Origin of the sequence: Pseudomonas sp. HT11 (genome assembly GCF_044875395.1) — a bacterium.
GTDB lineage: Bacteria > Pseudomonadota > Gammaproteobacteria > Pseudomonadales > Pseudomonadaceae > Aquipseudomonas.
Window position 1 is genome coordinate 3,963,629 of sequence record NZ_CP173217.1, and the last position, 21,564, is coordinate 3,985,192.

Genomic DNA, 21,564 nt, shown 5'->3' on the forward strand with positions numbered 1-21,564 from the left:
TTGAATAAGTGCCCGTGGTTACGGGCTGTTTTCCCTTTCCTCCGCCATGACGCGCAGGGCTTCGCCTTCCAGCACCTGAATGTCAGGGAAGATTTCAGCGAGTTTCTTTTTCTTGATGCCGAGGAACCCGGCTACGTCGCAGATGCAGTTGTAGTCGAGACCGATCGCGCCGCCGGCGCCCGCCCGCCACTGAGTCGACATCCGGTTGAACAGGAAGAACGCCGGCCAGTTGCAGGGCCATACCTCGGTCACCTCTTCAAGGTCACCCGGGGAAAGCCCAAACAGACCCATCAGTTCAGCAGGTGCCGCCGGCGCGTAGAGTGCGCGGGCGGCGTCTGTCAGTTTCCCAGGCGGGCCTGGCTGAATGCGTTCTGGTAGGCATTCACAACTGCCTCAGCAGCGCCCTGGCAGGACTTCACCAATGCCAGGATGCTCTTATCGTCGAACTTGTCATCGAAGCCCCAGCCGACCACCAGGTCCTTGATCTGCTGCGCTTGCTGCTCAGTGTCAGCGACTACGATTTCGGAAAGCGTAGGCTTATCGCCGAGGGCGGCCTGTGCCTCGTCGCGCTTCAGGGTCCATTCATCGAACAAGGCGGCAAGCCCTGGACGATCCCGATACTTGAAGGTGAACTCGATCTTCTCGGGCTCGCCCCCAACGATAGGGATCAACACGAAGGCCTTGAACGTCGGGTTCTGGGCGATTCTGATCTTTGCCATGGGTTACGCCACCGCTGTCAGGTAACGGGTCGGTTCACCCTGCAGCGCCAGGTTCACGGTGCGGGTCAGCAAGTTGCTGCGGGATACAGTCGGCTGATTGGAGAAGGAGGTGAAGGCGCCGTAGAACAGCGTGTCGTTGCCCGGCAGGTTCAGGCGCGCAGCCTGAATGGTCTGGCTGGCATCAGCGGCGCGAAGGATGGCGTTGAACGCCTGGCCCGGGTCATCCGCAATGGTCAGCGCCAAACTGGCCGCCGCTTTGTCGGTTGGCATCTGGCGGCCTTGCTTATCTTCCAGGAACACCACGTCCAGATAGTTCTGGGTGCCGCCGGCGAAAGCGACATCGGTGATTTGCGGAATCTGTACCCAGGTCAGCACCTTCTTCAGCGAGCCGATGCCGGAGCCGGCTGGGTAAATCTGTAGGTCAGTGGTGTCGATGCCTTCGAGGGTGATGGCGGTCGCAGTGGCCGCCTTCACGCGCACAACCCGGTTGCCCAGGCGAGTCCAGCCGGAAGTAACAATCACGATGTCGCCAGCGGACAGTGTGCCGCCAGTTACAGTGGCCACGGCCTCAGCCGCGTTGCTCAGCGCCGTAAACGGGATGTCCGGGCCATAGGTGGCACCGTGCTGGAAGGTGCCGCCGTCCGGAATCTTGTAGCCCATGGGTATTTCCTCTTAGCAGATATGAAAAAACCCGCTCAATGGCGGGTTCGTGGTTTTGCCCAATGGGCGGGATCAGTTCGTGTCGGCTCGGTACAAGAACGAGACCGGTACGGTGTAGGTGGAATCGCCGGTGATGCCGGGGCCTGGGTCGACCGGGGACATGGTCACCACGGTGACCGGGCCCTTCGTGTCCCTAGCGTATAGCGGGAACAGATCGGTCAGGTCAGCCACTACAGGGTTCGTCTTGGTCTTACCCGTGCCCGCCGGTGCGATGATGCTCATTTGGAACACGCCGGTGAACAGCCGGTGATCACCGCCGAGCGTGTTGCTCACGGTGTCGCCCGGGATAGTGAAGGCTCGCAGGTAGGTCTCGCCTGCTGCCGGCGTGTAGGCCGTGTTCTCGAAAACAATTTTCAGCTTCTCCGACCTGGCAGCGTTCCAGGCGATGAGCTTGGCCTCGTAGATTGAGGCGATGATTGCGTGTGACATCAGGTCACCTCGTAGACAAGCGAAGGCGATACGCCACGCAAGCTTTGCTCTCGACCGCAGAGGGCACACTGGTGCAGGTACCGCGCAGGAAGCGACAGCATTACCGGGGCGTTTTCGACTTGCACCAGCCTTCCGCCGCAATCGCAAAGCGTGTAGCGCATCACCGGGCGAACCAGCACGTCTTCGAACTTCATACCTGGTTGTTCCTGATGGCCTCCAGCACGATCTGCTGAAAGCGAGCCACGGTTACCCGGACCATGCCGCCGGGGGCCTGGGTGGAATGGCCGAACTCCAGCGGAATCGCGTAGGGCAAGTTGTTTACGATGAAAGCCGTTTCGCCGGCCTTAAACTCAATGGCGCCCGCCACAAGCCGCGCAGTCGCCTCAGCTCCTGTCGGGTCCGGGTGAATGCGGAAGCTGTTGTCGACAGAGCCAATAGAGAAATTCCAGTTCGCCCGAAATCGGCCGCCGACATAGTCCTGACCGGCGACCAGGCCATTCACGTTGAAGTTCTGGTGGCGCTCGGCCTTCGTTAGAGGCTTGGCATATTTCACGCCGCGCTTGAGGTTGCCTGCCTTCGTGAAGTTCGACTCGTTCAGGTTGATGAGCGTGTTGCGGACGGCGACTTTGAAGTCGTAGTCATCGGCAACGCGGGCATTGGATTCCCGGTGAGCGACGTTCGCGGCCCATATCTCAGGGTTGCCCACCGGCGACATGCGGATGATGCTGCTGCCAATCTCGATGATGATTTCACGCAGGCTCGCGTCGATTGCTTCACTGGCCTGGGCGGCGAACTCGGCCAAGCTCAGGGCGAAGCTGCCTGACTGGCCAGCGCCTGCCCGGCTCACGAGCGCACCTGCAGCTCATACAGGATTGGCGTCCCGGCTGGGTTGACCTCTTTCAGCGGAGGAATAATTGACCAGGTACGCCCCTGGACGACCACTTTGTCGAGTAGGCCTGGCACCCAGGCCAAACCCTGCGCAGCGATCTTGAGCTTCTTGTCGCCTTGCCGGATGAGGCTGTTGTTCTGGAATTCTAGGCCGGTGAAGTCGAGCAGGATGCCTTGGGCGATTTGGTCAACAGTTGCGCCAGGCGCTTCGCCGCCGATGTCCGGGTCGTACTCGCCCGGCTCCGTCTTGCTGATGGTCACGGGCTGGCCGAACTCTGTGATCATATCCAGAGCCATCACGGCCATTTCGTCGTAGAAGGTGGCCATGGTGGTCTCCGTTACAGCTATGCGCGGATCGCGAACAACCCGCGCTTTTGTAAGTAGTCGGCAAACTGCGTAGCGCTCGGTCGATCAGGCGCCGCCGGCAACAGTCGGCCACTGGTGTTGGAAATCGTCGCGTATTCGCGGGTGACCGCACCTTCAACACGCTCCAGCGTCACCGCTCCTTTCCGCTTCTCCACCGGGTCAATATCGTCCTGATGGATCTCGGCGGCCAGCGCCATTTGGCCGTACTGAATACGCGCCGGCAGGTAGTTGTTCGGCTTGATCTCGTGATCCAGCAGCACTTCCCGGCGCGGCCAGGACAGTCCCTGCTCGCTATTCGTCTTGCTTCCCTTCCAGGTCATGCCATCCATCGCCAAGGCGGCCCGGCGCAGCAACGCTTCCTGCTCGGGAACGCCTGCGGGGATGACCGTGCCGAACTTCACGGCATACATGGCCAGGTCCTCGGCGCTCGCGTAGCTTTCGGCGTCAGGCTTGCCGGTACCGTCCTCGATGATGAGTGTCATACGTCAACTCGCTGGCATGTTTTGAAAAATGGCCGCCGGAACACCGACAGCCAGCAGTATTACTCCTTGGGCAGCTCAGCGACGAGCTTTTCCAGGGATTCTTTGGAGACGTTTGCCCGATACTGGACCTTGGCCTCATCGAGCTTTGCTTTCAGCGCCGCGATTTCACCGGCCTCGTCAGCCGGCGGCGTGAGGGCAGACTTCTTCAGCGCTTCAACCTCTCCGCGAAGTGCGTCGACATTCAAGGCCAGGCCGTCACGCTCAGTCGTCAGCTCACCAACCGAGGCATGGATGGTGCTCAGCACTTCAAACAAGCGCAGCGCCAGCTCGCCGGATTCGGGGCGGTTAATCTCGCCAGCCTCCAGGCCGTCAACAAGTATCTGAATCGATCCATGCTCAGCACGCAAAGACAAGATCACCTTTTCCAGTTCGGACTGGCTGCCCGCACCAATAATCTGCACCCGTTTGGCTTCCCTCACTGACACGTCGATGCCGGCCGCTTGATACGCTTCTACCACGCCAGGCCAATCGCCAATCACCAGCACACTGGTCACACCGGCCTCGGGCTTATCGAAGTGTTCCGGATTGCGGTAACGCTTCTCCGGGTCGAAGCCGCTCAGCTGGTTGCTGTAAGTCAGTTCCATGTGTTTCTCCAAGGCGGCCATTGCTGACCGCGCGTTGAGTTTGAGGCTTAACCGCCAGTAACAGGAGGCGTTGCGGTCAGCGTGATCATCACGCCGGCGGTGACTTTGTTGCTGCCCGCATGCTTAATCCAGTTGGCAGCTGAACCGACTGCAGCCAGGGTTGGGTTGGAACCGCCAGTGGTGGCTTTCCAGCTGTAACCCAGCACATCGATATTCACGGTGCCTTCCGCGCGGTAGCCGATGCTCAGGTTTTCTTCGTCGTTCACTTCGTAGGAACGGAAGCCCGGCGCCTGCGACTCGGTGATGGTTACGGCGTTTGGCAGCAGGCCGAAGATCACATCCGCCGGCGCGGTGTCGGTCACCAGTACAGGCTTGCCCAAAGTGCCCGGCAGGCCGCCGTAGATCACAACGCCAGCTTCTTCGTAGATCTTGTTGGTGATGGCTTCGTCGACGATGTCGAAGTAGGCGCTGGAGTGCATGACCCACAGAGCAATACGGCCGAACTTGTCGCCGAACTTTCGCATACCGCGAGTCAGCGTCTTCTTGCCGTCGGTTTCGATGTTGGCCGAAACCACCATGTCAGCGTTGGAGCCGATGGCGGCACGGAGGCCAGCAGTTGCGTACTGGATGAAGCCTTCCAAGGTCGCATCAGCAACGTCGGCGCCGACGATCTGGGAGAACTCCTCGACCGGACGACCGCGGCGCTTGAATGCCTCTTCGGTGGTCTGATACGGGCCGTACTTCCAGGGAGCTTTGACGCCGACAGCTTCGCCGGCGCTGATCTTCTTGGCAGTTACCTTGCCGTCGGAGTTGACGTCGCGATGCTCCAGAGAGCCGCTCAGCTTGTAGAGCGCGCGCTTGCGGAAGTCGCCTTCGATCAGCTCGTTGTCCAGCACCATCGCGCCGTTGGACGATGCGTTGAACACATCCAGGTTGTCCTGGACACGCTCCAGGTATGCGGTTTGCGCCTCATCGTTGTAGATGATCAGGTCGCTGTTAACGGTTGTAGCCATGGGGTCAATCTCCTTACTTGGGCAATGCGAGATATGCGGTTTGGCCGTGCTTGCGCTGGAAGTCGCGCTTCTGCTCGGAGGTCATTTCGGAGCGCTTGAATGCAGCCTTGCCGCCACCCCCGCCCGGGGCAAATGTCCCTGAAGCCCTTGGCCACAGATGAGGTGCGCTTTCGCGCAGAGATTCCGCCCATTCGAGCGGAGTCAAAGGGGTTTTGCCGTCTTTACCGAGGATGACCTGGCCGGATTCATCAACGGCGACTGCATCGCCATCTTCGTTAAGGGTGAACACGCCTTTGGCGCGCAGGATGATGTCGTCGGTTGCTTCTGGCAGAGCGCCGGCCTTCAGTGCCGCACCGCGTACCGAGTCACCCAGAACCTTGCCCTGGAACTTAGCAGCGAACGATTCAGCCTTCTCGGCGCGCTCGCTGATGGTCTTCAGCTGCTTGTCGTAGTCACCACGCAGACGCTCGGTCCGGCGGTTGAAGACTTCGTCCACCTTGCCCTCGGTCAGCAGCTTGGTTTCTTCGTCCTGCCCGGCACGGTTGAGCAGTCCTTTGACGGCTTCAATGTCGATGCCTTCAAACTGTGTTTCGAACTGGGTCAGCTTGCCGGAGGTTTCCTTCAGCTTGCCCAGCAGTTCCGAGTTCTTGGTTTTGAGACCAGACACAGATGCTTCAACGGCAGTCGCGATAGCGGCCTTGATTGCCGGGTTTTCCAGGTCGATTTCGTTTTCTTCTGCCACGTTGATGCACCCCTTGGGTTTGGATTAGCCTGCCTCGCAGGCAAATGAAATCGCGTCCCTATTTCAGGGGCGATAAAAATGGTGAAAGTTATGGCGCGGATGGACACAAGGCTGGAAAGCGAAGGAGCTGAATTTCTCGTGCTAGGGCAATTGCTGATTCACAAAATCGCCGCTTACAAGACTTATACCAACATGTCTGGATACGACATCGTGGCTACCGACGCTGCGCAAAACTCTTCCGTTCGAGTTCAGGTAAAAAGCCGTTGGAGAACAGGTGCGACTGGATTCCCCATCAAAAACTTCGATTGCGAATTTGTGGTCGCGGTATTCCTCAATCGCGGATCTCCAGACGGAAAAAAGCAGCCTATCCCACCGCATTACTATGTTTTGCCAGTAGCAACGATCCAGGCCCTTCCTAGATCTGAGGGCTGGAGCAAGGTGGACCTGAAGCACTTGCCCGATCTTGAGCAGTACAGAGAGGCGTGGGGCTTGATATCAGACGCCTTAGGATCAATTCGGGCCGACGCCTGCCCTTTGGAACGCTAGTGGTTCCAGTGTTTTCATCTGCGCGAGAGTCAATGGCGCAAAGTTGCGATCAAGCTGCAGCTCTGCGAAGCGTTCAACGCTTAGACCACCCTCGCGAAACAGCTTGGCCCGCATAGGACCGATTGCCTCGTCCTGGAACGAGGCTGGCTGCTGCTGGAGCCAGTGGTAGTAATCGATGTCAGCACTGACCTGCTTTCCGCCGTCAGCACCTACCGAGGCACGCGTTGCGCCCTTGGCGAACATCGCGCTGAGCTTGGTCAACAGAATGAAGGTGGTGCGGCAGTTAGGGTGGAAAGGCGGTCTTGGGCCGGAATCCACCGGAAACTTGCGTTTGTCCATCGAGCGGCACAACTGGCTGGTCTTGCTATCCAGCGTGGCCACCATCTGGATCTCTTGCACGATATCCGTGTTGGCCTTTGCGACCTCCATCCGCGCCTGGGAGGCCACATGCTGAATCGCGGTATGCACGACCGTGCTGGCATTGCGGTTGGTGGTGGCCAGGATGCCGTCTTTGTACCCTGCCGCCTTGGTGCCGCGAATGTTGCGAATGATCTGGAAGTTCGTCTGCCCTTCGAAGAAGCCCTGCCGGATCGTGCCGGTGACGCGCTCACGCTCTGCACTGGTCCAGCCCTTGATGAAGGCCTTAAGCAGCTTCCCGCCGCCGGTGCCACGTACACTGAGCGGGTTCGTCAGCACTGCGGTGCGAATTGCAGCGGCCGTCGGCGCGACCACATCCAGCGAAACGCCAACCGGCGCCGACCTGGCAAGGCTGGTCGCCTCAAATTCGGCCTCGTAGTTGGCGATGTCCACCAGGTCGAGGTTCAGTTGCGCGCTGTAGCGGTCGAAGATGCCCAGCAGCAGGCTATCCACCTCTTTCAGCAGCGCTTCCAGGCGCTTGACGTTGTACTCAGTCAGGTCCGACTGGATCAGCCGATCCCGTATACATCGGTCAATCTCCTTGAGGAAGGGTGCAAACTTGCCCACCTCCCCCGCCTTGAGCTTTTCGAGGAAGACCGCGTGCCGGATCGTGGCGTCAAGGATTGCTTGGTTTGCCGCCATTTGGTTTGTCCTCATCGTCCAGGCCTAGACCGTCGCCCTGCTCCTGCAATTCGCCGTCGATCTGCAGGTCTGTACGCTCTGGCGCAATCAGGCCAAGTTTGCGCAGGTAGGTCCGCAAGTCGGCCTTAGCGAAACCGCGTTGCTGCCAGAGCGAAACCAACGCAGCGATCATCTGCGGATCAGCCGTCAGCTCTACGAACTCTTGATTGACCTGGTAGGCAACCTTTTTGTCGGCAATCCCCATGTAAGCGCAGCACCACATGATGGCTCGCGTGTATGCCTCGCTGACGTTTGCCACACAGCCAGCGAGCACCGATGTGGATGCCGACTGATCGCCGCGCGACTCGGTAGCTGTCTTGGTGGCAAGTGAAGCCACCACCATCCGTGCGCCGAGTTCGATCATCATCTGGTTCTTATCGGCCATTGCCTCCTTGACCAGCGTGTTCGGCGCCGGTTGTGCGTAGCCGAATGCACCACCCGCCGGCAGCATCATCGGCGCCCTGGAGCCGACATAGACGCCGTTCTTCTCCATCCAGTCGCGCCACTGCTCATCAAGGCCGCTGATCCACGGCTGAGCCTGACCACACCAGAAGACGCTGTCTTCGTAATCGGCACTGTTCCGGTAATGGCCCAGGTTGATCATGGCGATGTCGTACAGCGGCGACTCGTCGATGCTTGGGTCGTTGTTCTGCGCGCCGACGAAGGTGAATGGGATCTCCTTGAGGCGACCGGTTACGCCTTCGGGCTTGAACTCGTCGATGACCGCAAGCGGCCCGCCACCTTTCGGACCGGACCGGCGCCAGACGCGGCAAACAAAGCCGTCATCCTCAAGCGCCAGCTCCCGGTACTGCTCAGCCGTCTTGTAGCCGAAGCCGTCAGGAATCTCCGGCGACTCGCGCAGGACCACCAGCGTCAGCACGCTGTGACCGTTCACCATGCCTGTGCGCCAGTTGATGATGTCTTCAGCGCAGTAGGACAGGATCACCGAGTGCCCGCCGATGCCGTCGTCCTGATGATAGTCGACGTACAGACCGTGGCGACCAGCTTCAAGCACCTTTTCAAGCGTTCCCTGGGAGTGTTGATAAATGCTCACTCCGGAGCCGTTGGCGTTGTCCTGCAGGTATTCCAGTTTCTTCGGCACCGTGAGTGTCGGGTCTTTATGGAAGGCCAGACCCAGCAGCCCGTTACGGGTGTGCCCGGTTGCGTTCTTGAACACCGCCCGCTCGCGGTAAGCCCGATTCCGGTCTTCGTTCTCCGGCGACTTGTCGTGCGCGTTTATGTACGGCAGCCGATCGACTACCCGGTGCTGGCCCGCGCAGACGTCGCGAACGGTCGCCCAGCGGTCCAGGACTGCCGTGTATTCCGCCCGTTTGAAGGAGACGTCGTTGCTCATCGGGCGTATCCCATTTTGATAGCGGTGACCGGTTTGATGATCGGGTACTCGCGGTGGATGAAGTAGCCGCCGGCGTCGTTCGCGTGATCGATGCCGGCGGTTTTGTCTGGCTCCCCGTTCGCGCCCCACACCTGCTGCTCCAGGCCATCGGCATAAGTTGGGCAGGTGAACGGGTTGACCAGGTAGCGGCGCTCGCCCTGCGCATTGCAGAAGACGGCGTTCATTGCGTTGATTCGGTCCTTCACGGGCGGGTTTGCCGCTGGAGCGATGACCGCGAACCCGGCCTGCTTGAGCATGGCAAGGTCGGTGATGCTGGCGTTCAGGGACTTGCGTGAATCACCCGAGGCATCCGGGTAAATCCTGATCTCGCACGTCTTCTTGAAGTCGTTGCCGTCGTGCTGCCAGTAGCGCTCTTTGATCCGGCGGATCATGTCGGGCGTGTCGTAACCGTCGATAAGCTCATCCACGGCCCTGGGCAACCCCTGGTCGCGCTTGACGTGGGTGATCGCCGCCATCTTCCCGACGTTGAAGTCCATACCGATGAACAGCGGCTCGCCGGGCTGCACGGTGTCGAAGCACCCGTTGAGCTTGCGGTCGTAAGCCGTGTAAATCGTTCCCGACGTAAGGTTGACGAACTGGCCCTTGAGGTACGCCATGATCAACTGGGGCGGATATGACTCCATCAGAGAGGCGATGTAGTCATCCGGCAGGTTCAGCTCGTTGTCGAACGTGCTGGCCTGCACCAGGCCGTACATCTCTTTCAGTGACGGCTTGTCGCGCAACTGCTTCACGAATTGCAGGAAGACAAACTTAAAGCCTTCCGGCGTCGTGGTGACGTCCACGCCGTTCTTCAGCCCCGGAAGGTTGTAGCGCATACGGGCAATGATCTTGCGCCAGGCCTGCTGAGCCTTGATGGCAGTCAGTACGTCCAGCTCATCCACCAGGGCGTGACCAATCTTGAAACCGACAATCGTCTGCGGTTTCTCCATCGACCGGCAAATCACAGTGCCGCGGTACTGCCGACCGCTGTAGATGTGAACCTCGTGGTTCGCCTGGTTGATCTTGGTCTTGAGCCCCCAGTCGTAGGCCACCTCATCCATGGTCGGATAGAAGATGTCCCGGATCTGCGGGTAAGTCGGTGCGAAGTAGCCAGCGTTGACGCCGGGCCACTCCATGAAGTGCTTACTCAGTGCCGAACAGCCCACCCAGGTCTTGCCTGAGCCGAACCCGGCAACGAACGCACGGAATTTGTGAGGCAGCGTGAGGAACTGAGCCTGCGGAACGTTAAGGCTCGGCATTCGGCTTCCTCGCATCCACCACGTCGACCTGGATGCGGGTCGGGATCACCGGTTCATCACCGGCCTCTTCCTTCCGTGCCCGGTTGACGTAGATGTCGCCGCACTCTTTGGCAGCCTGCTCCAGTAGCTGGGCAGTGAGCGCCATGTTCTTCATGCCTTCGGCTTTCTCAGCCATGCGGCTCAGGGCGCGCAGTCGGAAGGCTCGATTGGCGATCGGGATGTCTTCAGTCTCTTCGCGGAACCGCTTGCGGCTCTCTCGGAACATCGTTGCCCACTTCTCGCCCAGCGCCTTACCGGCTGCCTTTGTTGGGTCGTGTGATTCGCACTGCTGACGAGTGACAACAACGTTGAATTCTTTTAAGACCGCCTCAACCACCTGAGAAGGTGTGTCAAAGCACGCGAGAGCCTGAACAATAAAGGCTTTCACCTCACTTCGAAGAGCTGCCATTGGCGATCATCCGTCTTAACCTGTCTAAAATCAGGCCGACTTGAGCAGACAGGTTCCGCAGGCCCTCGATATGTTCAATTTCCCCACCTCAGCAGGACTGTTTGCAGCGTCCACCAACGCTTGAACGTCAGGGCTTGCACCATAACGGCGGACGACACCGACGAACTCTTCAACGTCGTGGCCCTGCAGCTTGATCTTCGGTGCGCCGTCTTGGGTGAATGCTGGTTGAGCGTACTTGTCGGTCGCATGAGCCAGGTGATACAGCTCGTGTTCGATCAGGGCGCAGAACTCAAGGTCGCTGCACTGGGCGCAGTAGTCGGCCGCCAGGGTGATGATGAAGGCCGGCACGTCGCCGAACCAATCACGCATCTGTTGCTCCATCCGGGCTTTCTGCCAACCGCCGGCGCGGAACGCTACCTGTTCGGCCTGGCCAAGAACTGTGAGTCCCTGTTTCTCGAAGCTCGACGACGCCCACATGAAACGGATACCTGCATCCAGCAAATGGGCATGGTCTTGGTTGTAAAGGCTGCCGGTGTCGGCAAGTATCTCGGCTTGTAGCCAGTCCCATACCTCCGGCGCTGGTGTTAGGCGAATTAGGAAGTCTGGCAGATCGGCCAGATGAAGCGCTGAGGGAGGGGGTCTCGGCCAACTCAAAATCACACCTTTCCAAACTTGAAATAAGTAGCTAATACCTGCAAATATGTGACTCGCATAGCTAAGGAGCAGCAAATGGTGATGTCATGCCATGACCCCCGAAGACTCGTTAAGCATATTGAAAATGCATACCCTGATGCCAGTCGGTCTGCGGTCAATGCGGTCGGAGCCCTACAGTTTGTATTTCCTGATGGCATGGTAATCAACATCTATCCAAAGGGAACCATTCACTTCCAAGGGAAATCCAGCGCCATTCGGGCGAGAGTGGAAGCTCAAATCTCATTTATTAACAGACGATAGCGAGCAGTATCGGTGTTGATTCACCGCTGGCTACCTCAAAGTCACAATCGATCAGGCCGTTTTAGTGGGCAATGGTATTCATTGAGATACCATCTCATAGGCCTGCATGGTGACCATGGAGCAATCCAATGATCAAGCCTTTAGGAACGCTGGTAGACAACGCTGCCGTGGCATCGGCAATAGCCTTGTCGATAGCGCTTACCGCAGTATTGATATCCGGGATCACTGGCGTACTGTGAAGCAGTCGGACGAGGTTGCTCAGTTGCAAAGCCTCGCGCCACGTTTGGGCGCATTCGAAAAATATGGCGCGTTGGGTACGGCGTACCGTTAGCCGCTCGTCACACCAATTAAACTTTCTGAGCGCCAGTGCCGACCTATATTTAGGTGCAAATAAAAAATTTGGAGCGCTAGTGAATAAAGAAGAAATTGAACGAGAGCTTGCCCATGCCGCAAATAATTACAGGCAGCTGGCAAGTACCCTCGCAATGATCAAAGGCACTCCACTTGCTCAAGATCCATCTTTCATAGACCAAATTGAGCACCTCAAAGGTGCAATGATTGCTCTTCAAGCGCAAGTTCGCCGGCTGAGCGTCCTCGATGGAGCAATGCATAGTCCTGCTCGAAGAGGGAAGCACGCGCTGCACCTCGTCAAGCGATAAACGTATAGAGCGATGTCGCACTCACTTACTCTTGCTTATGACGATCTGAGCGTTCATCTAGCCTGCTCAGGAGGCCAGCAACCTAATCTACTTAACTAAGTAGGCAGCGCACCCGCAGTACGCCATCACTGGGGTGCTCGGTTTAGGACTTCATCCGCTTTGTCGGCAGCTTTGGCAGCAGTCGTCGCAGCCTTCGTGGCTTGGTCGGCGGCGGTACCGGTTCGGCGGCTCAGCTCTTCTAGGCGCTTGTCGCGCTCAGTCATGGCGGTGTCGTAGGCTTTTCGCATGTCGGTCACTTGGCTGCTCTGCTTATCAGCGAGCGACCAGTATGCGGCTTGGTAACCCAGTACTGCCCCACCACCCACCAGCACTACAGCAATGGTCCAAACTTCGGCCCGGCGCCACCAGCGGCGTGCGATAAATTCCAATGCGCATCTGTCCATTAGGCGATTCCTCCCAGCTTGGTGCGAAGGCGGGTGATCTCATCGCTCTGCTGCGTCACGCGGTCAGTGAGTTGAGCTACCTGGCTGGTGAGCGCTTCGATCTTACCTTCCATGCGCCCAACGGCAGCTGCCAGGTCATTCCGCTCCTTCGCAAATTGATCGGCGCGGGCCTCGGCTTCTTTGCGAGCGGCGCGCTCCTGGTTCAGCAACTCGTTTAGTCGCTTCAGTGTGCCGATATCGGCGCTGTCCATTGCTCGGTCAGTTGCATCCTTAGAAAGGAACCGGCGCAGCCATAGCAGGCCGCCCAGTACCACGGTGGCACTACCGCACAGCCAGGTAGCTGTGCCTGGGCCTAGGTCAGTAGGGTCCATCTTCACTCCAAACCGCATTTATTCCCATTCTGGGATTCAATAATTGCATGTTCCGCATCATTCAGAAGCGGAGACAAAAAGATATTTCCACACAAAAAATCAGATAATTCCTACATCAATTTTGCTTCGGATAGGGAATATTGACGTCGAAATGAGTAATTGAGCAGAGAGGATCGCCTTTTGTTAGTCATTACTAGAACTCCCAATAAGCGCTTGCGTATAGGCGACGAAATCCAAATCAACGTGGCTAAGGTCGTTGAAGATACGGTGTATTTAGCCCTCAGCGCACCCGAACGCATATCAATCAAAGCGGTGAGTGGTATTCACGACGATGAAATACCCAAGCGTCCGAACGGCGCAGTAGAACTTGCTTGAAACGGGGTTAGCAGGCTGCACTCCCTGCTCAGAGCGAGGGGTGGCGGGGCAGAAAACGAAAAAGCCCGCATAATGGCGGGCCAGTTATTACAGCTAGTATCGAAATCCCACTAAAGAAACAGCTCTAAAAAGGGAAAATTATGAGCATTGGATACATACTAATTGGTATCAAACTTGTCAACCATAGTTCTGGCGCTAATTGTATATCGATTGAAAAGTCAATGACCGTCCGTCAGTTACGGAACTACGTTTTAAGCAAATTTAGCAAAGTTGACGACTGATCAACCTGAAAGGCGCTACTCGACCTCGGTCAAGCGGCGTTCCAAAAAAACTTATCCTCCTATCCTTCTCCAGACTCACCAAGTATTTGCAGTTTCATCGCAGAAATTTCTGTTACGAGAGCAGTAATGCGAGAAGACTGCGCATCATTCATAACCACCCGCGCAATTTGCTCGATCTGAGTCTGAGCCCTGACCGCGGGTACCTAGCCGCTCACTGGGCTGAATTGAGGGTACAGATCTTTTCTGTGCCTCTTATCGGGAAAAATCCAGCGAATGCTGGGTGCCCGAATAGGGACGTCACAATCAATGAAATTAAAGTGAGGTCGATATTTAATCGACGCCCAACTCAGTGTGCAGATCATGCGGAAGGCCTAGCGCCAAATATTCCAAAAACTTTGGTTGTCGAATATGAGGGACGGCGAGAGGTTCGAAGCAGCACTCCTCTCCATTGGCATTGGCCGGAGAGATCTAGATACGTGCGCACTTTGCTCGGGATCGGGTCGATAAGGACACCTTAGCTGCCCCGTTTGCGCAGCGCTCGGAAAAGAAAGCCAGCCATGGATGCGAAAAATGAAGCGTCGCGGCCATTTTTTTTACACAAACTCAAAACGCGTAAGATCGACAGTATGGGCGGATAATCTCTCACTTTCTCACTCGACGCAACTCCATTTTGTGATAAAAGGAGATTTTTTATAGCTACAGTTGCTAAGCATCAAGTATTTTAGGGGAATTGTTAGCGGCTTTAGGCGACCCTAAACATATGAGCTCGCTTTCGGCACCAATCCTACCGAATAAAGCTATGACCATCATAGATAAATGCAGTCGAATTGGTGATGAGCATCTGATATGTTCACACACATATGTGTTCCAAGCGGAGGTGATCATGGATGCTGCCGATTCGACCCCAGATTATGAAGAGGTGCGCTTGAAGCGCGTGGCAGAATTTTGCTCATGCGACCAAGAGAGTGATGAGGTTTTCGAAAAGTTAATCGCTATCACTTCAGAATATTTCAACGCACCGATCGCACTGATATCCATTGTAGATGAGCATAAGCAATGGTTTAGAGCTCGGATTGGAATCCCAGAACACTCAACATCTCGCGGTATTTCGTTCTGCGCGCACTCGCTTTTTGACAAAAACCCTTTAGAGGTTTTAGACGCTAGAATGGACGAACGCTTCAAAGATAACCCTATGGTAAATGGACCACCTTATATTAGGTATTACGCTGGCGCGCCTCTTCTTACAGATGATGGCTTCTCTCTCGGTAGTCTCTGCATTATCGATACATCTCGTAGAGAACCAATGAGCAAACGAGACATGGGAATGCTCGTTTATTTCGCTCAACTCGTAATTATGCGAATGACGGGCTTACGCTCACGCACCTACATTGACCAGCCAACTGGCCTATTTAATCGACTCCGATTGGAAGAAGATATAAGACTCGTCAGCACCACTGACCAAGAACATTATCTTTATGCTGTGGACGTTATCTCACCTAAATTTCTAAACGACGTTGTAAAAGCTCTCGGGTACAGTTTCTCACAGGAACTAATGCTCAACGTCAAGACTCGCCTTCAAGCGATATTACCAAAAGGTTGCGTCTTATATAAAATCAGCCCTACACGATTTGGCTTTCTTCTACATGCGATAGACCCTATAGAGACTCTGTGTATGAAGATACTATCAGATTTCGAACGGCCGGTTGATTGCAAAGGGATTCCCATACAGATGCAGACAGGCATTGGCGTGTTACCTCTTATCGACTCAGGGGAGAAAGACTGGCTTCGCTTAGTGGTTGGAGCTGCTGACGACGCTAGAGTTCACAATCTGGGATGGTCACTGTATCAACCGAAGTTAGATGCAGCACAGAAACGGGCGTTTGTGCTACTAAGCTCATTATCTGAGGCCGTCCGGTCAGCCAGCCAATTAAATTTGGTTTTCCATCCGAAAATAAACCTGTCGGATTTTTCCTGCGAAAGTGTTGAGGCGTTAATCCGCTGGACCCACCCGACACTCGGCCCTATAGGTCCAGCTGAATTTATTCCTTTGGCTGAAAAGACTGCATTAATGCGACCTCTGACTTTCTGGGTACTTGATGCAGTTGCCACTCAAGCAAAAGAGTGGAAGGAACAAGGGATTAAATTGAGAGTGGCCATGAACGTAACTGTTGGCGACCTTGAAAATTCGAATTTCGTAGATCGAATCGAAGACCTTATAGGCGAGAGCGACCTTGATCCAGACGATTTAGAGCTGGAATTCACTGAAAGCATGCTTATGTCCGACCCCGTAACGGTAATAACGCAACTGGAGCGCGCACGAAAATTGGGCATAGAGGTCTCTGTGGACGACTTTGGCACTGGTTACAGCAACTGGTCATATCTACGACAGCTTCCAGTTAACACGGTGAAACTTGACCAATCACTAATTAGCAACCTCAATGCAAATGAAAAAGACAGGCGACTCGTTAAGACATTGATCGAGCTCGCTAAAGGACTGGGATATCGGGTAGTAGCAGAGGGAGTTGAAACCGAAAAGATTCTGTCCCTCATTAGCCAATGGGGCTGCACCGAGGCCCAAGGGTACTTGATTACTAAGCCTCTGAGCGCAGGTCTATTGACCGAGTGGTTGCAAAAGGGAGGTTTTCGACCTGAATCTCGATAAGGCGAGAGCACCCAATTTTGTGCTATGCCGAGGCGCATTTGATCTCTCAGCCTCCGCGCTGAGCCCCGCCTCTATACGCGCTTAGAAAACTTCGACTCCAGCATTGAGAACCTTCAATTCTCCGTCTAGTTTTACTAGACCCAATCAGGGACGACTGAAATCGGAGATAGGATATGCGTGGATATAAGGGAGTATTCGTTGTGGCGTGTCTAGCTGCGGGAATCATGTCACAAGCGGCCATCGCTAGCGCCGAGGGGGATATTGCCACAGACGTGCGCACGGATGTACGTAATGCAGACAAAGATGCTGACCGCGCCGAGCATGATGTTGATAAGGAAGCGAAGCATCTAGAAAACGAGCGGCACAAGGGCGATCGCCACGTAGATAAAGAGATGAAGAAAGACCTCTAAAAAACATGACCATGGCGGCGGGCAGTCCTAACATCGACTCCCCGCCATCTCAATAGTGCGCCCCATCCTATGCAGCAACAGTTTCAATTAATCCTTCCGCATCGAGCAGGTCTTGAGCAGCGGTCAGCGCAGCATTCACCTGGTCGTCTAACGCTTTACGGATAGACGAACGCCAGCGGTAGCGTGTCGATTCCGGCTTACCATCATTGTCCCAATTAGTAATGTTGTACCAGGCAGCGGGTAGCACCGCGGCGGAGCGCTTACCCTCGGCACCGGAAACCTGCGGGATGGCCCAGGTAAGTACAGCGCACTCACGGAACCGTTTCGGCGCCGGCGTCTTCACCGAGTTCAGCAGTTCCAAAATGGCGCCATGCTTTCGTTCCTGGTGCGTCGAGTACTTAGCCACAAGTGCCCGCCAGTGCGCCGGGCTCAACGCCTTGTGTAGCCGCCCGAACACCCAGCAGTCCTGAAGAAACGCAGCCTCCTTGCCGACGATCTCCCCCTTCTGCTTAGCGCACTGCACCTTCGGCTCAAAGTCGCAGCCGCCGGCGGAAGTGATGGTCTCAGCCGCGAGGGCTCGAACTACTGCTGAAACGACGTTGCGATAGGTCATGCGGCTTCCCCTTTTTTCAGCTCTCTGGTCATTGCCCGGTATTTGGCCTTGATGGCCTTGATCTCATCCACGGTGTACTTGCGCGCCTCATGAGGCCCTTCGATCCATACGACCTTCTCGGCACCAATGCGCAGCACAAGGCGGATGCGGTACTCCACGGCGTTGCCGGAAAGGTTTCGGTTGCACTTCACGCACTGACGGTGGATGTTCGACGGCTCGAAGCGCAGCTCTGGGCAGGCGCCGACGGATCTATAGTGCCCAGCGTCCCAGCGGCTGCCAGTCATGAGATCGTTGTCAATGGGCGTCGAGTCGCAGCTGATGCATGGCAGGTGCGCGTCACGCAGGCGCACGTACTCGTTCACCGCGGCCTGGGCTTCGCGCAGGTGGTCCGCCCTACTCTTCATCTTCTCCTTGCGGACCTTGATGTCCTTGCGCTCAACGTCGGCCAGCGCCTTTCGTGCCCGGACCTGATTGACCGGCGCATGAGCCAGCGCACAAGCAATTTCACCACAAACCGCCTGGAAGTCTCGAACCGGGGTGAACTTGACCCGGCATACGGCGCAGCACTTCTGGCGGCGCGCCCGGGTCTGGATCCCGCCGGACTTGAGCGGCGTGGTGCGCTTCAGTTCGGTACGCTTCATGCCGCCTCCTTGAATGCTTCAAACTCTGCCATTTCGGTCAGGCGCTCTTCCGTGAGCGTCGGCCAGTCATGCAGCACCAGGTACGCGCAGCACTGGCGCCAAAAATCTTGGAATGTCTCCTCCCCCATTGAGTCGTAGGAAAGACTGCGGGGCGTCTTGCGAGTGAGCTGGCCCAAGCCAGGGATATCGAATGCTTCCTCATCGCAGTACACGCCCGACTCCAGCTGCAAGGCCTTAATGGCATCGTGGGACTGTTTGCCAGAGAACCGGTCGATGTTCTGACTAAGGACCCGGCCCAGGCCATGGACCAAGCCATTGAACCGTGGGTTGCGTGGCTGCTTGAGGTCGGCGCGGATCTTCGTGTTGATACGGAAATCCCGCTCGCGAAGGATTGACCGGTCGGCATCGGAGGACGGCACGAACGCTGCCACCTCCTTGCCAGTAGCGGGATCGACCAGACGGCGCAACACCAGGTATACGGGCATAGGGCGCGGCTTGGCTGGCTTGGTCATGGCCACTCCTCCCTACCACTACCGCGGAAGCAAAGATCCAGACCAAAACCAAATACGCCAAGTCCCACCACCACACCCAAAGGCCCAGAAAAGAACGCTATTACCAGGCAAACCGCCAGCGCTGGCACGGCGGCGAAGAACAGCCCTGCAAGGAAGTTGCTCATGACGGCTCTCCCTTGCCCATGACGGCGCGTCGACCTTCGTGGAACGCCATTACCTCCTGCATTCCGTTATCCACTGCGACGATCTCGCGGTCGAAGTAGGCCTGGCTGTCGGTCTCACCCTCTGGAGGTAGCTCGCCCGGGCCGGCCAGCGAGTTGTAGATCCACGCCATTGCGGCGGCCGGGCCCTTGCCATGCTCTTCCTCGATGAGGGCCGAGCGCATGGCGAGGAGGTAGCGACCAAACAGCAGATCCAACTCCTTGATACGCATGCGGGCCAACTCGTTCTCTGCCAGCAGCTCCAGCTCCAGCGCCACCTCCTCCACGGTCTTCTCACCCAGGAACTCATCCAGCGCCTCGGTGTTGCGCTTCCAGTCGGCGCAGTCGGCCCGGAATGACGCGGCTTCGGCCCAGAGCAGTTTATGAAGTTGTTGCTTGTCGATGGTCATGCTCGTGACTCCAATTCCTGGGCCTGCTTGATCAGCAGCGCGCGGCGATCCGCCAACTCGTTGGCAGCTGCAATCCGTATTTCGTCCATCTGCTGTGCGCTGGCTTTGCGCATTTCCAGCATCGAGCTCTTAACGATCTCGAGCTTTGCGCGAAGGGCGGGCTCCGGCCGGGTGACGTTGCCAGTGAGCAATCCGGCAATGGCCCGGCCATCTTCGGTGATCGGCTCAACGCTCAGGTCTGCCAGGTACTTCTGGGCGCGTTCGCGCGGGATGCGCTTCAGCTCCATCGCCTTGGTCACAGCCTGCACACGCCGGTTGGCGTCGAAGCCCACGGATACGTGCCAGTTGACCGGCTTCGCATCTTCGCGAGCCTGGCTCACGAACCTCTGGTAGGCGTCAATGAACGCCATGCGCGCGCCGATTTTGTCGCCGCCATCCAAGATGGGTTTCGCGGCTGCCAGGGCCAGCTGGATCTCATCGGTCAGCACCACGGTTTCAAATTCGTCGTTGGTGGTCATGGCGATGGCCCAGGCCTCGTCCTTGCCCGGGCGCCCGTCGGAGGACTGGACGCGCTGCAGGATGTCGGCCATCGCCAGCTTGCCCTTCACCTCGAAGCGGCAAGCCTTCAGTGCGCCTTTCACGACAGGCACCGGATACGCACAGAGGTCTTCAGCCATCATCGCGGCAGTGCCCGGGTTCATTTCCTGGCCCATGGCCTCGGCGGTGGCGCAGATGGCGGCGGCCAGCCCGGCAACCTGCTGGTCATTCATTTCAAAGGTATTCATTGCGGTCACCTGCTTGGCGTTTGGCCATTACCATCTGGGCGGCCTGCTCCGCTGCGGAGTGGTTCGCCTCTGTCCGTTCCATCTGGCGGGCGGTTGTCCCGTTGATACGCTGCCCGGTCACCCACTGGGTGTGATAGCTCTCGGCGTTGGCCAGCAGCTCGTTGAGGCTGTGGCACTTGCGCAGGACGGCCGCATCGTTAGTTTTCAGGAAGTGGGCGGCAACGTGGTGGGCGACATCGGCGCCGAGGCGGTCGACCAGTTGGCCGAGCTGGCCGCCGACCTTGGCATTCCACACCGGCCAGGCGCTGTAGCGCTTGCGGTATGCCATGGCGTAATTCGCCCAGACCTTGAAGGTTTTGCAGGTCTGGTCTTTGGGGCCCGGCATGTCGGCGGGGATCTCAACCCGTGGGGCATCGGTGCGATCAGCCACCAGCATCAAGCCGCGGGAATGAGCCGGAACAACCTCGGCGGGAGCCGGGGGTGCAATTGGTTCATTGACCGGTTCCATGACTGGTTCAAGAGAGTTACTGATTCTGGGTGCAGCTGCTGCACTACCCCCTGGTGCAGGAGATTCACTAGGGGGTGAACCTGCTGCACTACCCGGGTGAATCTGCTGCACTACCCCTGGTGCAGGAGGTGCACCACCCCCTTCGAGGGTCAGGAAGTAAACGTTCGACGAATTCCCTTTTGGGCCTCCCTTCCGGATCTCCTTGCGCAACAGTCCCGCCTCACACAGAGCGGTGATGTGGTTCATGACAGAGCGCTTGCTGATCTCGCACTGATCGGCGATGTGCTGGTAGGACGGCCAGCACTCACCAACGTCGCTGGCGTTGTCGGCCAACTTGATCAGCACCAGCTTGCGCAGTGGATTACCGACGCGAAGTTTCATCGCGGCGACCATAAGGCCCATGCTCATGCTGCACCTCCGGCGAACGCGCGGAAATCAATCGTCCGCACGCCCTTCCAGCTATTGCAGGACATGCAAAGGGTCTGGAGGTTGCCCAAAGAAGCCTCTCCACCTTGGCTTTCAGGTACGACGTGATCAGCCCTCAAACGCATCAGCACCGAGCAGCCACAGCGCAAGCACGCGTGACCGTCACGGGCGAATACCCGAGCACGCAAGCCAGAAGGGATTGGTTTCTTTTTCGTCCTGCGCCGGGGCGGGAGGGCCCGTGGTTGGTGCGCGGTGACGTGACCCATACGGTCCGGGTTCCACTCACAGCCTTTTTCCGTGAGTCGGAATGCTTCAGGACGAAGCTCAATCAAACCGGCCTCTTCAAGGGCCTTCAGCATGCGGTAAGCGGTGTCTGGCTTGTGGGTGAGCAGCGGCAACTCCTCAGTGATCTTGGCCTTGCTCAGCGCGAAGAAGACCCCGTCATAGGTATTGATTGGCTTGGTCCAGCTCGGGCAGCCGTAGACGAAGGCGAACAGCAGGGCCTGCTGAGAATTCAGCCCCCACTCCAGCGCCTTCACCTGGTTAATCGTGACGGTGTATTGCATG

31 protein-coding genes are annotated in these 21,564 nt (G+C 57.2%); 5 read left to right on the forward strand and 26 right to left on the reverse strand.

The features are described from left to right. Positions 1-18: 18 nt before the first annotated feature. The 11 genes from ABWL43_RS18160 to ABWL43_RS18210 form a co-directional block, all read right to left on the reverse strand. Positions 19-291, reverse strand: a complete 273-nt coding sequence (locus ABWL43_RS18160; protein WP_367241995.1) for a DUF1799 domain-containing protein — start codon at positions 289-291, stop codon at positions 19-21. A 47-nt stretch (positions 292-338) separates the two neighbouring features. Further along, positions 339-719 (reverse strand): phage tail assembly chaperone, encoded by a 381-nt coding sequence (locus tag ABWL43_RS18165; protein ID WP_404483437.1) that lies wholly within the window; start codon positions 717-719, stop codon positions 339-341. Between the two features lie 3 nt (positions 720-722). Then, complete coding sequence (locus tag ABWL43_RS18170; protein WP_161547981.1) at positions 723-1,379, reverse strand: phage tail protein; 657 nt, start codon at positions 1,377-1,379, stop codon at positions 723-725. A gap of 72 nt (positions 1,380-1,451) precedes the next feature. Next, a complete protein-coding gene (locus ABWL43_RS18175; protein WP_404483439.1) occupies positions 1,452-1,868 on the reverse strand; it encodes a phage tail terminator-like protein in 417 nt (138 codons plus the stop codon). Further along, on the reverse strand, positions 1,868-2,062 hold the full coding sequence (locus ABWL43_RS18180) for a hypothetical protein (protein ID WP_404483441.1): 195 nt from the start codon (positions 2,060-2,062) through the stop codon (positions 1,868-1,870). Before ABWL43_RS18180 ends, ABWL43_RS18175 begins: the two co-directional genes overlap by 1 nt. Next, the gene (locus tag ABWL43_RS18185; protein WP_404483443.1) at positions 2,059-2,715 is read right to left on the reverse strand and encodes a hypothetical protein; all 657 of its coding nucleotides are present in this window, start codon (positions 2,713-2,715) and stop codon (positions 2,059-2,061) included. Before ABWL43_RS18185 ends, ABWL43_RS18180 begins: the two co-directional genes overlap by 4 nt. Next, positions 2,712-3,083, reverse strand: a complete 372-nt coding sequence (locus tag ABWL43_RS18190; protein WP_145163885.1) for a hypothetical protein — start codon at positions 3,081-3,083, stop codon at positions 2,712-2,714. Before ABWL43_RS18190 ends, ABWL43_RS18185 begins: the two co-directional genes overlap by 4 nt. 17 nt (positions 3,084-3,100) lie before the next feature. Then, on the reverse strand, positions 3,101-3,604 hold the full coding sequence (locus ABWL43_RS18195; RefSeq protein WP_145163883.1) for a DnaT-like ssDNA-binding protein: 504 nt from the start codon (positions 3,602-3,604) through the stop codon (positions 3,101-3,103). A gap of 59 nt (positions 3,605-3,663) precedes the next feature. After that, positions 3,664-4,248 carry a hypothetical protein gene (locus tag ABWL43_RS18200; protein ID WP_404483445.1) on the reverse strand — a complete coding sequence of 195 codons (585 nt, stop codon included), beginning with the start codon at positions 4,246-4,248 and terminating at the stop codon, positions 3,664-3,666. Between the two features lie 47 nt (positions 4,249-4,295). Further along, a complete protein-coding gene (locus tag ABWL43_RS18205) occupies positions 4,296-5,261 on the reverse strand; it encodes a major capsid protein (RefSeq protein ID WP_145163879.1) in 966 nt (321 codons plus the stop codon). 13 nt (positions 5,262-5,274) lie between these two features. Then, entirely contained in the window at positions 5,275-6,003 is a 729-nt protein-coding gene (locus ABWL43_RS18210; RefSeq protein ID WP_145163877.1) for a hypothetical protein, read from the reverse strand. A 78-nt stretch (positions 6,004-6,081) separates the two neighbouring features. Here ABWL43_RS18210 and ABWL43_RS18215 point away from each other — a divergent pair, with 78 nt between their 5' ends. Next, positions 6,082-6,549, forward strand: coding sequence for a hypothetical protein (locus ABWL43_RS18215; protein WP_242201983.1), 468 nt, complete (start codon positions 6,082-6,084; stop codon positions 6,547-6,549). On the opposite strand, the gene ABWL43_RS18220 is transcribed toward ABWL43_RS18215, so the two are convergent. From ABWL43_RS18220 to ABWL43_RS18240, 5 genes are read right to left on the reverse strand one after another with little or no spacing between them, the layout of a single operon-like run. Then, positions 6,514-7,608, reverse strand: a complete 1,095-nt coding sequence (locus ABWL43_RS18220) for a minor capsid protein (protein ID WP_145163875.1) — start codon at positions 7,606-7,608, stop codon at positions 6,514-6,516. The genes ABWL43_RS18215 and ABWL43_RS18220 overlap by 36 nt on opposite strands. Next, complete coding sequence (locus ABWL43_RS18225; RefSeq protein WP_404483448.1) at positions 7,583-9,001, reverse strand: DUF4055 domain-containing protein; 1,419 nt, start codon at positions 8,999-9,001, stop codon at positions 7,583-7,585. Before ABWL43_RS18225 ends, ABWL43_RS18220 begins: the two co-directional genes overlap by 26 nt. After that, positions 8,998-10,299, reverse strand: coding sequence for a terminase large subunit domain-containing protein (locus ABWL43_RS18230; RefSeq protein ID WP_145163871.1), 1,302 nt, complete (start codon positions 10,297-10,299; stop codon positions 8,998-9,000). Before ABWL43_RS18230 ends, ABWL43_RS18225 begins: the two co-directional genes overlap by 4 nt. Then, positions 10,286-10,747 carry a DUF2280 domain-containing protein gene (locus ABWL43_RS18235; RefSeq protein WP_242201978.1) on the reverse strand — a complete coding sequence of 154 codons (462 nt, stop codon included), beginning with the start codon at positions 10,745-10,747 and terminating at the stop codon, positions 10,286-10,288. The genes ABWL43_RS18230 and ABWL43_RS18235 overlap by 14 nt, the downstream gene beginning before the upstream one ends. A gap of 30 nt (positions 10,748-10,777) precedes the next feature. After that, positions 10,778-11,401, reverse strand: a complete 624-nt coding sequence (locus tag ABWL43_RS18240; RefSeq protein ID WP_242201979.1) for a putative metallopeptidase — start codon at positions 11,399-11,401, stop codon at positions 10,778-10,780. 710 nt (positions 11,402-12,111) lie between these two features. Here ABWL43_RS18240 and ABWL43_RS18245 point away from each other — a divergent pair. Further along, entirely contained in the window at positions 12,112-12,360 is a 249-nt protein-coding gene (locus ABWL43_RS18245) for a hypothetical protein (RefSeq protein ID WP_145163866.1), read from the forward strand. Between the two features lie 125 nt (positions 12,361-12,485). On the opposite strand, the gene ABWL43_RS18250 is transcribed toward ABWL43_RS18245, so the two are convergent. Beyond that, positions 12,486-12,803, reverse strand: coding sequence for a hypothetical protein (locus ABWL43_RS18250; protein ID WP_145163864.1), 318 nt, complete (start codon positions 12,801-12,803; stop codon positions 12,486-12,488). After that, complete coding sequence (locus ABWL43_RS18255; RefSeq protein ID WP_404483451.1) at positions 12,803-13,174, reverse strand: chemotaxis protein; 372 nt, start codon at positions 13,172-13,174, stop codon at positions 12,803-12,805. Before ABWL43_RS18255 ends, ABWL43_RS18250 begins: the two co-directional genes overlap by 1 nt. 180 nt (positions 13,175-13,354) lie before the next feature. Here ABWL43_RS18255 and ABWL43_RS18260 point away from each other — a divergent pair, with 180 nt between their 5' ends. The 3 genes from ABWL43_RS18260 (at position 13,355) to ABWL43_RS18270 (ending at position 16,902) form a co-directional block, all read left to right on the forward strand. Next, positions 13,355-13,549: a carbon storage regulator gene (locus tag ABWL43_RS18260; protein WP_178119726.1), complete on the forward strand. Its 195-nt coding sequence runs from the start codon at positions 13,355-13,357 to the stop codon at positions 13,547-13,549. A 1,164-nt stretch (positions 13,550-14,713) separates the two neighbouring features. Beyond that, entirely contained in the window at positions 14,714-16,492 is a 1,779-nt protein-coding gene (locus ABWL43_RS18265; RefSeq protein WP_404483454.1) for an EAL domain-containing protein, read from the forward strand. Positions 16,493-16,665: 173 nt separating this feature from the next. Then, positions 16,666-16,902 (forward strand): hypothetical protein, encoded by a 237-nt coding sequence (locus tag ABWL43_RS18270; protein WP_369301047.1) that lies wholly within the window; start codon positions 16,666-16,668, stop codon positions 16,900-16,902. Between the two features lie 67 nt (positions 16,903-16,969). Here the strand turns inward: ABWL43_RS18270 and ABWL43_RS18275 are convergent, their stop codons facing one another. From ABWL43_RS18275 to ABWL43_RS18310, 8 genes are read right to left on the reverse strand one after another with little or no spacing between them, the layout of a single operon-like run. Continuing rightward, positions 16,970-17,515 carry a hypothetical protein gene (locus ABWL43_RS18275; protein WP_145163857.1) on the reverse strand — a complete coding sequence of 182 codons (546 nt, stop codon included), beginning with the start codon at positions 17,513-17,515 and terminating at the stop codon, positions 16,970-16,972. Continuing rightward, positions 17,512-18,156 (reverse strand): recombination protein NinG, encoded by a 645-nt coding sequence (locus ABWL43_RS18280; protein ID WP_369301049.1) that lies wholly within the window; start codon positions 18,154-18,156, stop codon positions 17,512-17,514. Before ABWL43_RS18280 ends, ABWL43_RS18275 begins: the two co-directional genes overlap by 4 nt. Then, the gene (locus ABWL43_RS18285) at positions 18,153-18,668 is read right to left on the reverse strand and encodes a hypothetical protein (RefSeq protein ID WP_021491154.1); all 516 of its coding nucleotides are present in this window, start codon (positions 18,666-18,668) and stop codon (positions 18,153-18,155) included. Before ABWL43_RS18285 ends, ABWL43_RS18280 begins: the two co-directional genes overlap by 4 nt. Further along, positions 18,665-18,832 (reverse strand): hypothetical protein, encoded by a 168-nt coding sequence (locus tag ABWL43_RS18290; RefSeq protein ID WP_404483457.1) that lies wholly within the window; start codon positions 18,830-18,832, stop codon positions 18,665-18,667. The genes ABWL43_RS18285 and ABWL43_RS18290 overlap by 4 nt, the downstream gene beginning before the upstream one ends. Further along, a complete protein-coding gene (locus ABWL43_RS18295) occupies positions 18,829-19,278 on the reverse strand; it encodes a hypothetical protein (protein WP_404483459.1) in 450 nt (149 codons plus the stop codon). The genes ABWL43_RS18290 and ABWL43_RS18295 overlap by 4 nt, the downstream gene beginning before the upstream one ends. Further along, entirely contained in the window at positions 19,275-20,063 is a 789-nt protein-coding gene (locus ABWL43_RS18300) for a hypothetical protein (RefSeq protein ID WP_145163849.1), read from the reverse strand. The genes ABWL43_RS18295 and ABWL43_RS18300 overlap by 4 nt, the downstream gene beginning before the upstream one ends. Beyond that, positions 20,050-20,979 (reverse strand): helix-turn-helix domain-containing protein, encoded by a 930-nt coding sequence (locus ABWL43_RS18305; RefSeq protein ID WP_404483461.1) that lies wholly within the window; start codon positions 20,977-20,979, stop codon positions 20,050-20,052. The genes ABWL43_RS18300 and ABWL43_RS18305 overlap by 14 nt, the downstream gene beginning before the upstream one ends. After that, positions 20,976-21,563, reverse strand: coding sequence for an HNH endonuclease (locus ABWL43_RS18310; protein WP_404483463.1), 588 nt, complete (start codon positions 21,561-21,563; stop codon positions 20,976-20,978). Before ABWL43_RS18310 ends, ABWL43_RS18305 begins: the two co-directional genes overlap by 4 nt. Between the last annotated feature and the right edge of the window lies 1 nt (position 21,564).

Coding starts and splice junctions, on each gene's coding strand:
- ABWL43_RS18160 (WP_367241995.1), bottom strand. CDS start 291: ATGGGTCTGTTTGGGCTTTCCCCGGGTGACCTTGAAGAGGTGACCGAG.
- ABWL43_RS18165 (WP_404483437.1), bottom strand. CDS start 719: ATGGCAAAGATCAGAATCGCCCAGAACCCGACGTTCAAGGCCTTCGTG.
- ABWL43_RS18170 (WP_161547981.1), bottom strand. CDS start 1,379: ATGGGCTACAAGATTCCGGACGGCGGCACCTTCCAGCACGGTGCCACC.
- ABWL43_RS18175 (WP_404483439.1), bottom strand. CDS start 1,868: ATGTCACACGCAATCATCGCCTCAATCTACGAGGCCAAGCTCATCGCC.
- ABWL43_RS18180 (WP_404483441.1), bottom strand. CDS start 2,062: ATGAAGTTCGAAGACGTGCTGGTTCGCCCGGTGATGCGCTACACGCTT.
- ABWL43_RS18190 (WP_145163885.1), bottom strand. CDS start 3,083: ATGGCCACCTTCTACGACGAAATGGCCGTGATGGCTCTGGATATGATC.
- ABWL43_RS18195 (WP_145163883.1), bottom strand. CDS start 3,604: ATGACACTCATCATCGAGGACGGTACCGGCAAGCCTGACGCCGAAAGC.
- ABWL43_RS18200 (WP_404483445.1), bottom strand. CDS start 4,248: ATGGAACTGACTTACAGCAACCAGCTGAGCGGCTTCGACCCGGAGAAG.
- ABWL43_RS18205 (WP_145163879.1), bottom strand. CDS start 5,261: ATGGCTACAACCGTTAACAGCGACCTGATCATCTACAACGATGAGGCG.
- ABWL43_RS18215 (WP_242201983.1), top strand. CDS start 6,082: ATGGTGAAAGTTATGGCGCGGATGGACACAAGGCTGGAAAGCGAAGGA.
- ABWL43_RS18220 (WP_145163875.1), bottom strand. CDS start 7,608: ATGGCGGCAAACCAAGCAATCCTTGACGCCACGATCCGGCACGCGGTC.
- ABWL43_RS18225 (WP_404483448.1), bottom strand. CDS start 9,001: ATGAGCAACGACGTCTCCTTCAAACGGGCGGAATACACGGCAGTCCTG.
- ABWL43_RS18230 (WP_145163871.1), bottom strand. CDS start 10,299: ATGCCGAGCCTTAACGTTCCGCAGGCTCAGTTCCTCACGCTGCCTCAC.
- ABWL43_RS18235 (WP_242201978.1), bottom strand. CDS start 10,747: ATGGCAGCTCTTCGAAGTGAGGTGAAAGCCTTTATTGTTCAGGCTCTC.
- ABWL43_RS18250 (WP_145163864.1), bottom strand. CDS start 12,803: ATGGACAGATGCGCATTGGAATTTATCGCACGCCGCTGGTGGCGCCGG.
- ABWL43_RS18255 (WP_404483451.1), bottom strand. CDS start 13,174: ATGGACCCTACTGACCTAGGCCCAGGCACAGCTACCTGGCTGTGCGGT.
- ABWL43_RS18265 (WP_404483454.1), top strand. CDS start 14,714: ATGGATGCTGCCGATTCGACCCCAGATTATGAAGAGGTGCGCTTGAAG.
- ABWL43_RS18270 (WP_369301047.1), top strand. CDS start 16,666: ATGCGTGGATATAAGGGAGTATTCGTTGTGGCGTGTCTAGCTGCGGGA.
- ABWL43_RS18275 (WP_145163857.1), bottom strand. CDS start 17,515: ATGACCTATCGCAACGTCGTTTCAGCAGTAGTTCGAGCCCTCGCGGCT.
- ABWL43_RS18280 (WP_369301049.1), bottom strand. CDS start 18,156: ATGAAGCGTACCGAACTGAAGCGCACCACGCCGCTCAAGTCCGGCGGG.
- ABWL43_RS18285 (WP_021491154.1), bottom strand. CDS start 18,668: ATGACCAAGCCAGCCAAGCCGCGCCCTATGCCCGTATACCTGGTGTTG.
- ABWL43_RS18290 (WP_404483457.1), bottom strand. CDS start 18,832: ATGAGCAACTTCCTTGCAGGGCTGTTCTTCGCCGCCGTGCCAGCGCTG.
- ABWL43_RS18295 (WP_404483459.1), bottom strand. CDS start 19,278: ATGACCATCGACAAGCAACAACTTCATAAACTGCTCTGGGCCGAAGCC.
- ABWL43_RS18300 (WP_145163849.1), bottom strand. CDS start 20,063: ATGAATACCTTTGAAATGAATGACCAGCAGGTTGCCGGGCTGGCCGCC.
- ABWL43_RS18305 (WP_404483461.1), bottom strand. CDS start 20,979: ATGAGCATGGGCCTTATGGTCGCCGCGATGAAACTTCGCGTCGGTAAT.
- ABWL43_RS18310 (WP_404483463.1), bottom strand. CDS start 21,563: ATGCAATACACCGTCACGATTAACCAGGTGAAGGCGCTGGAGTGGGGG.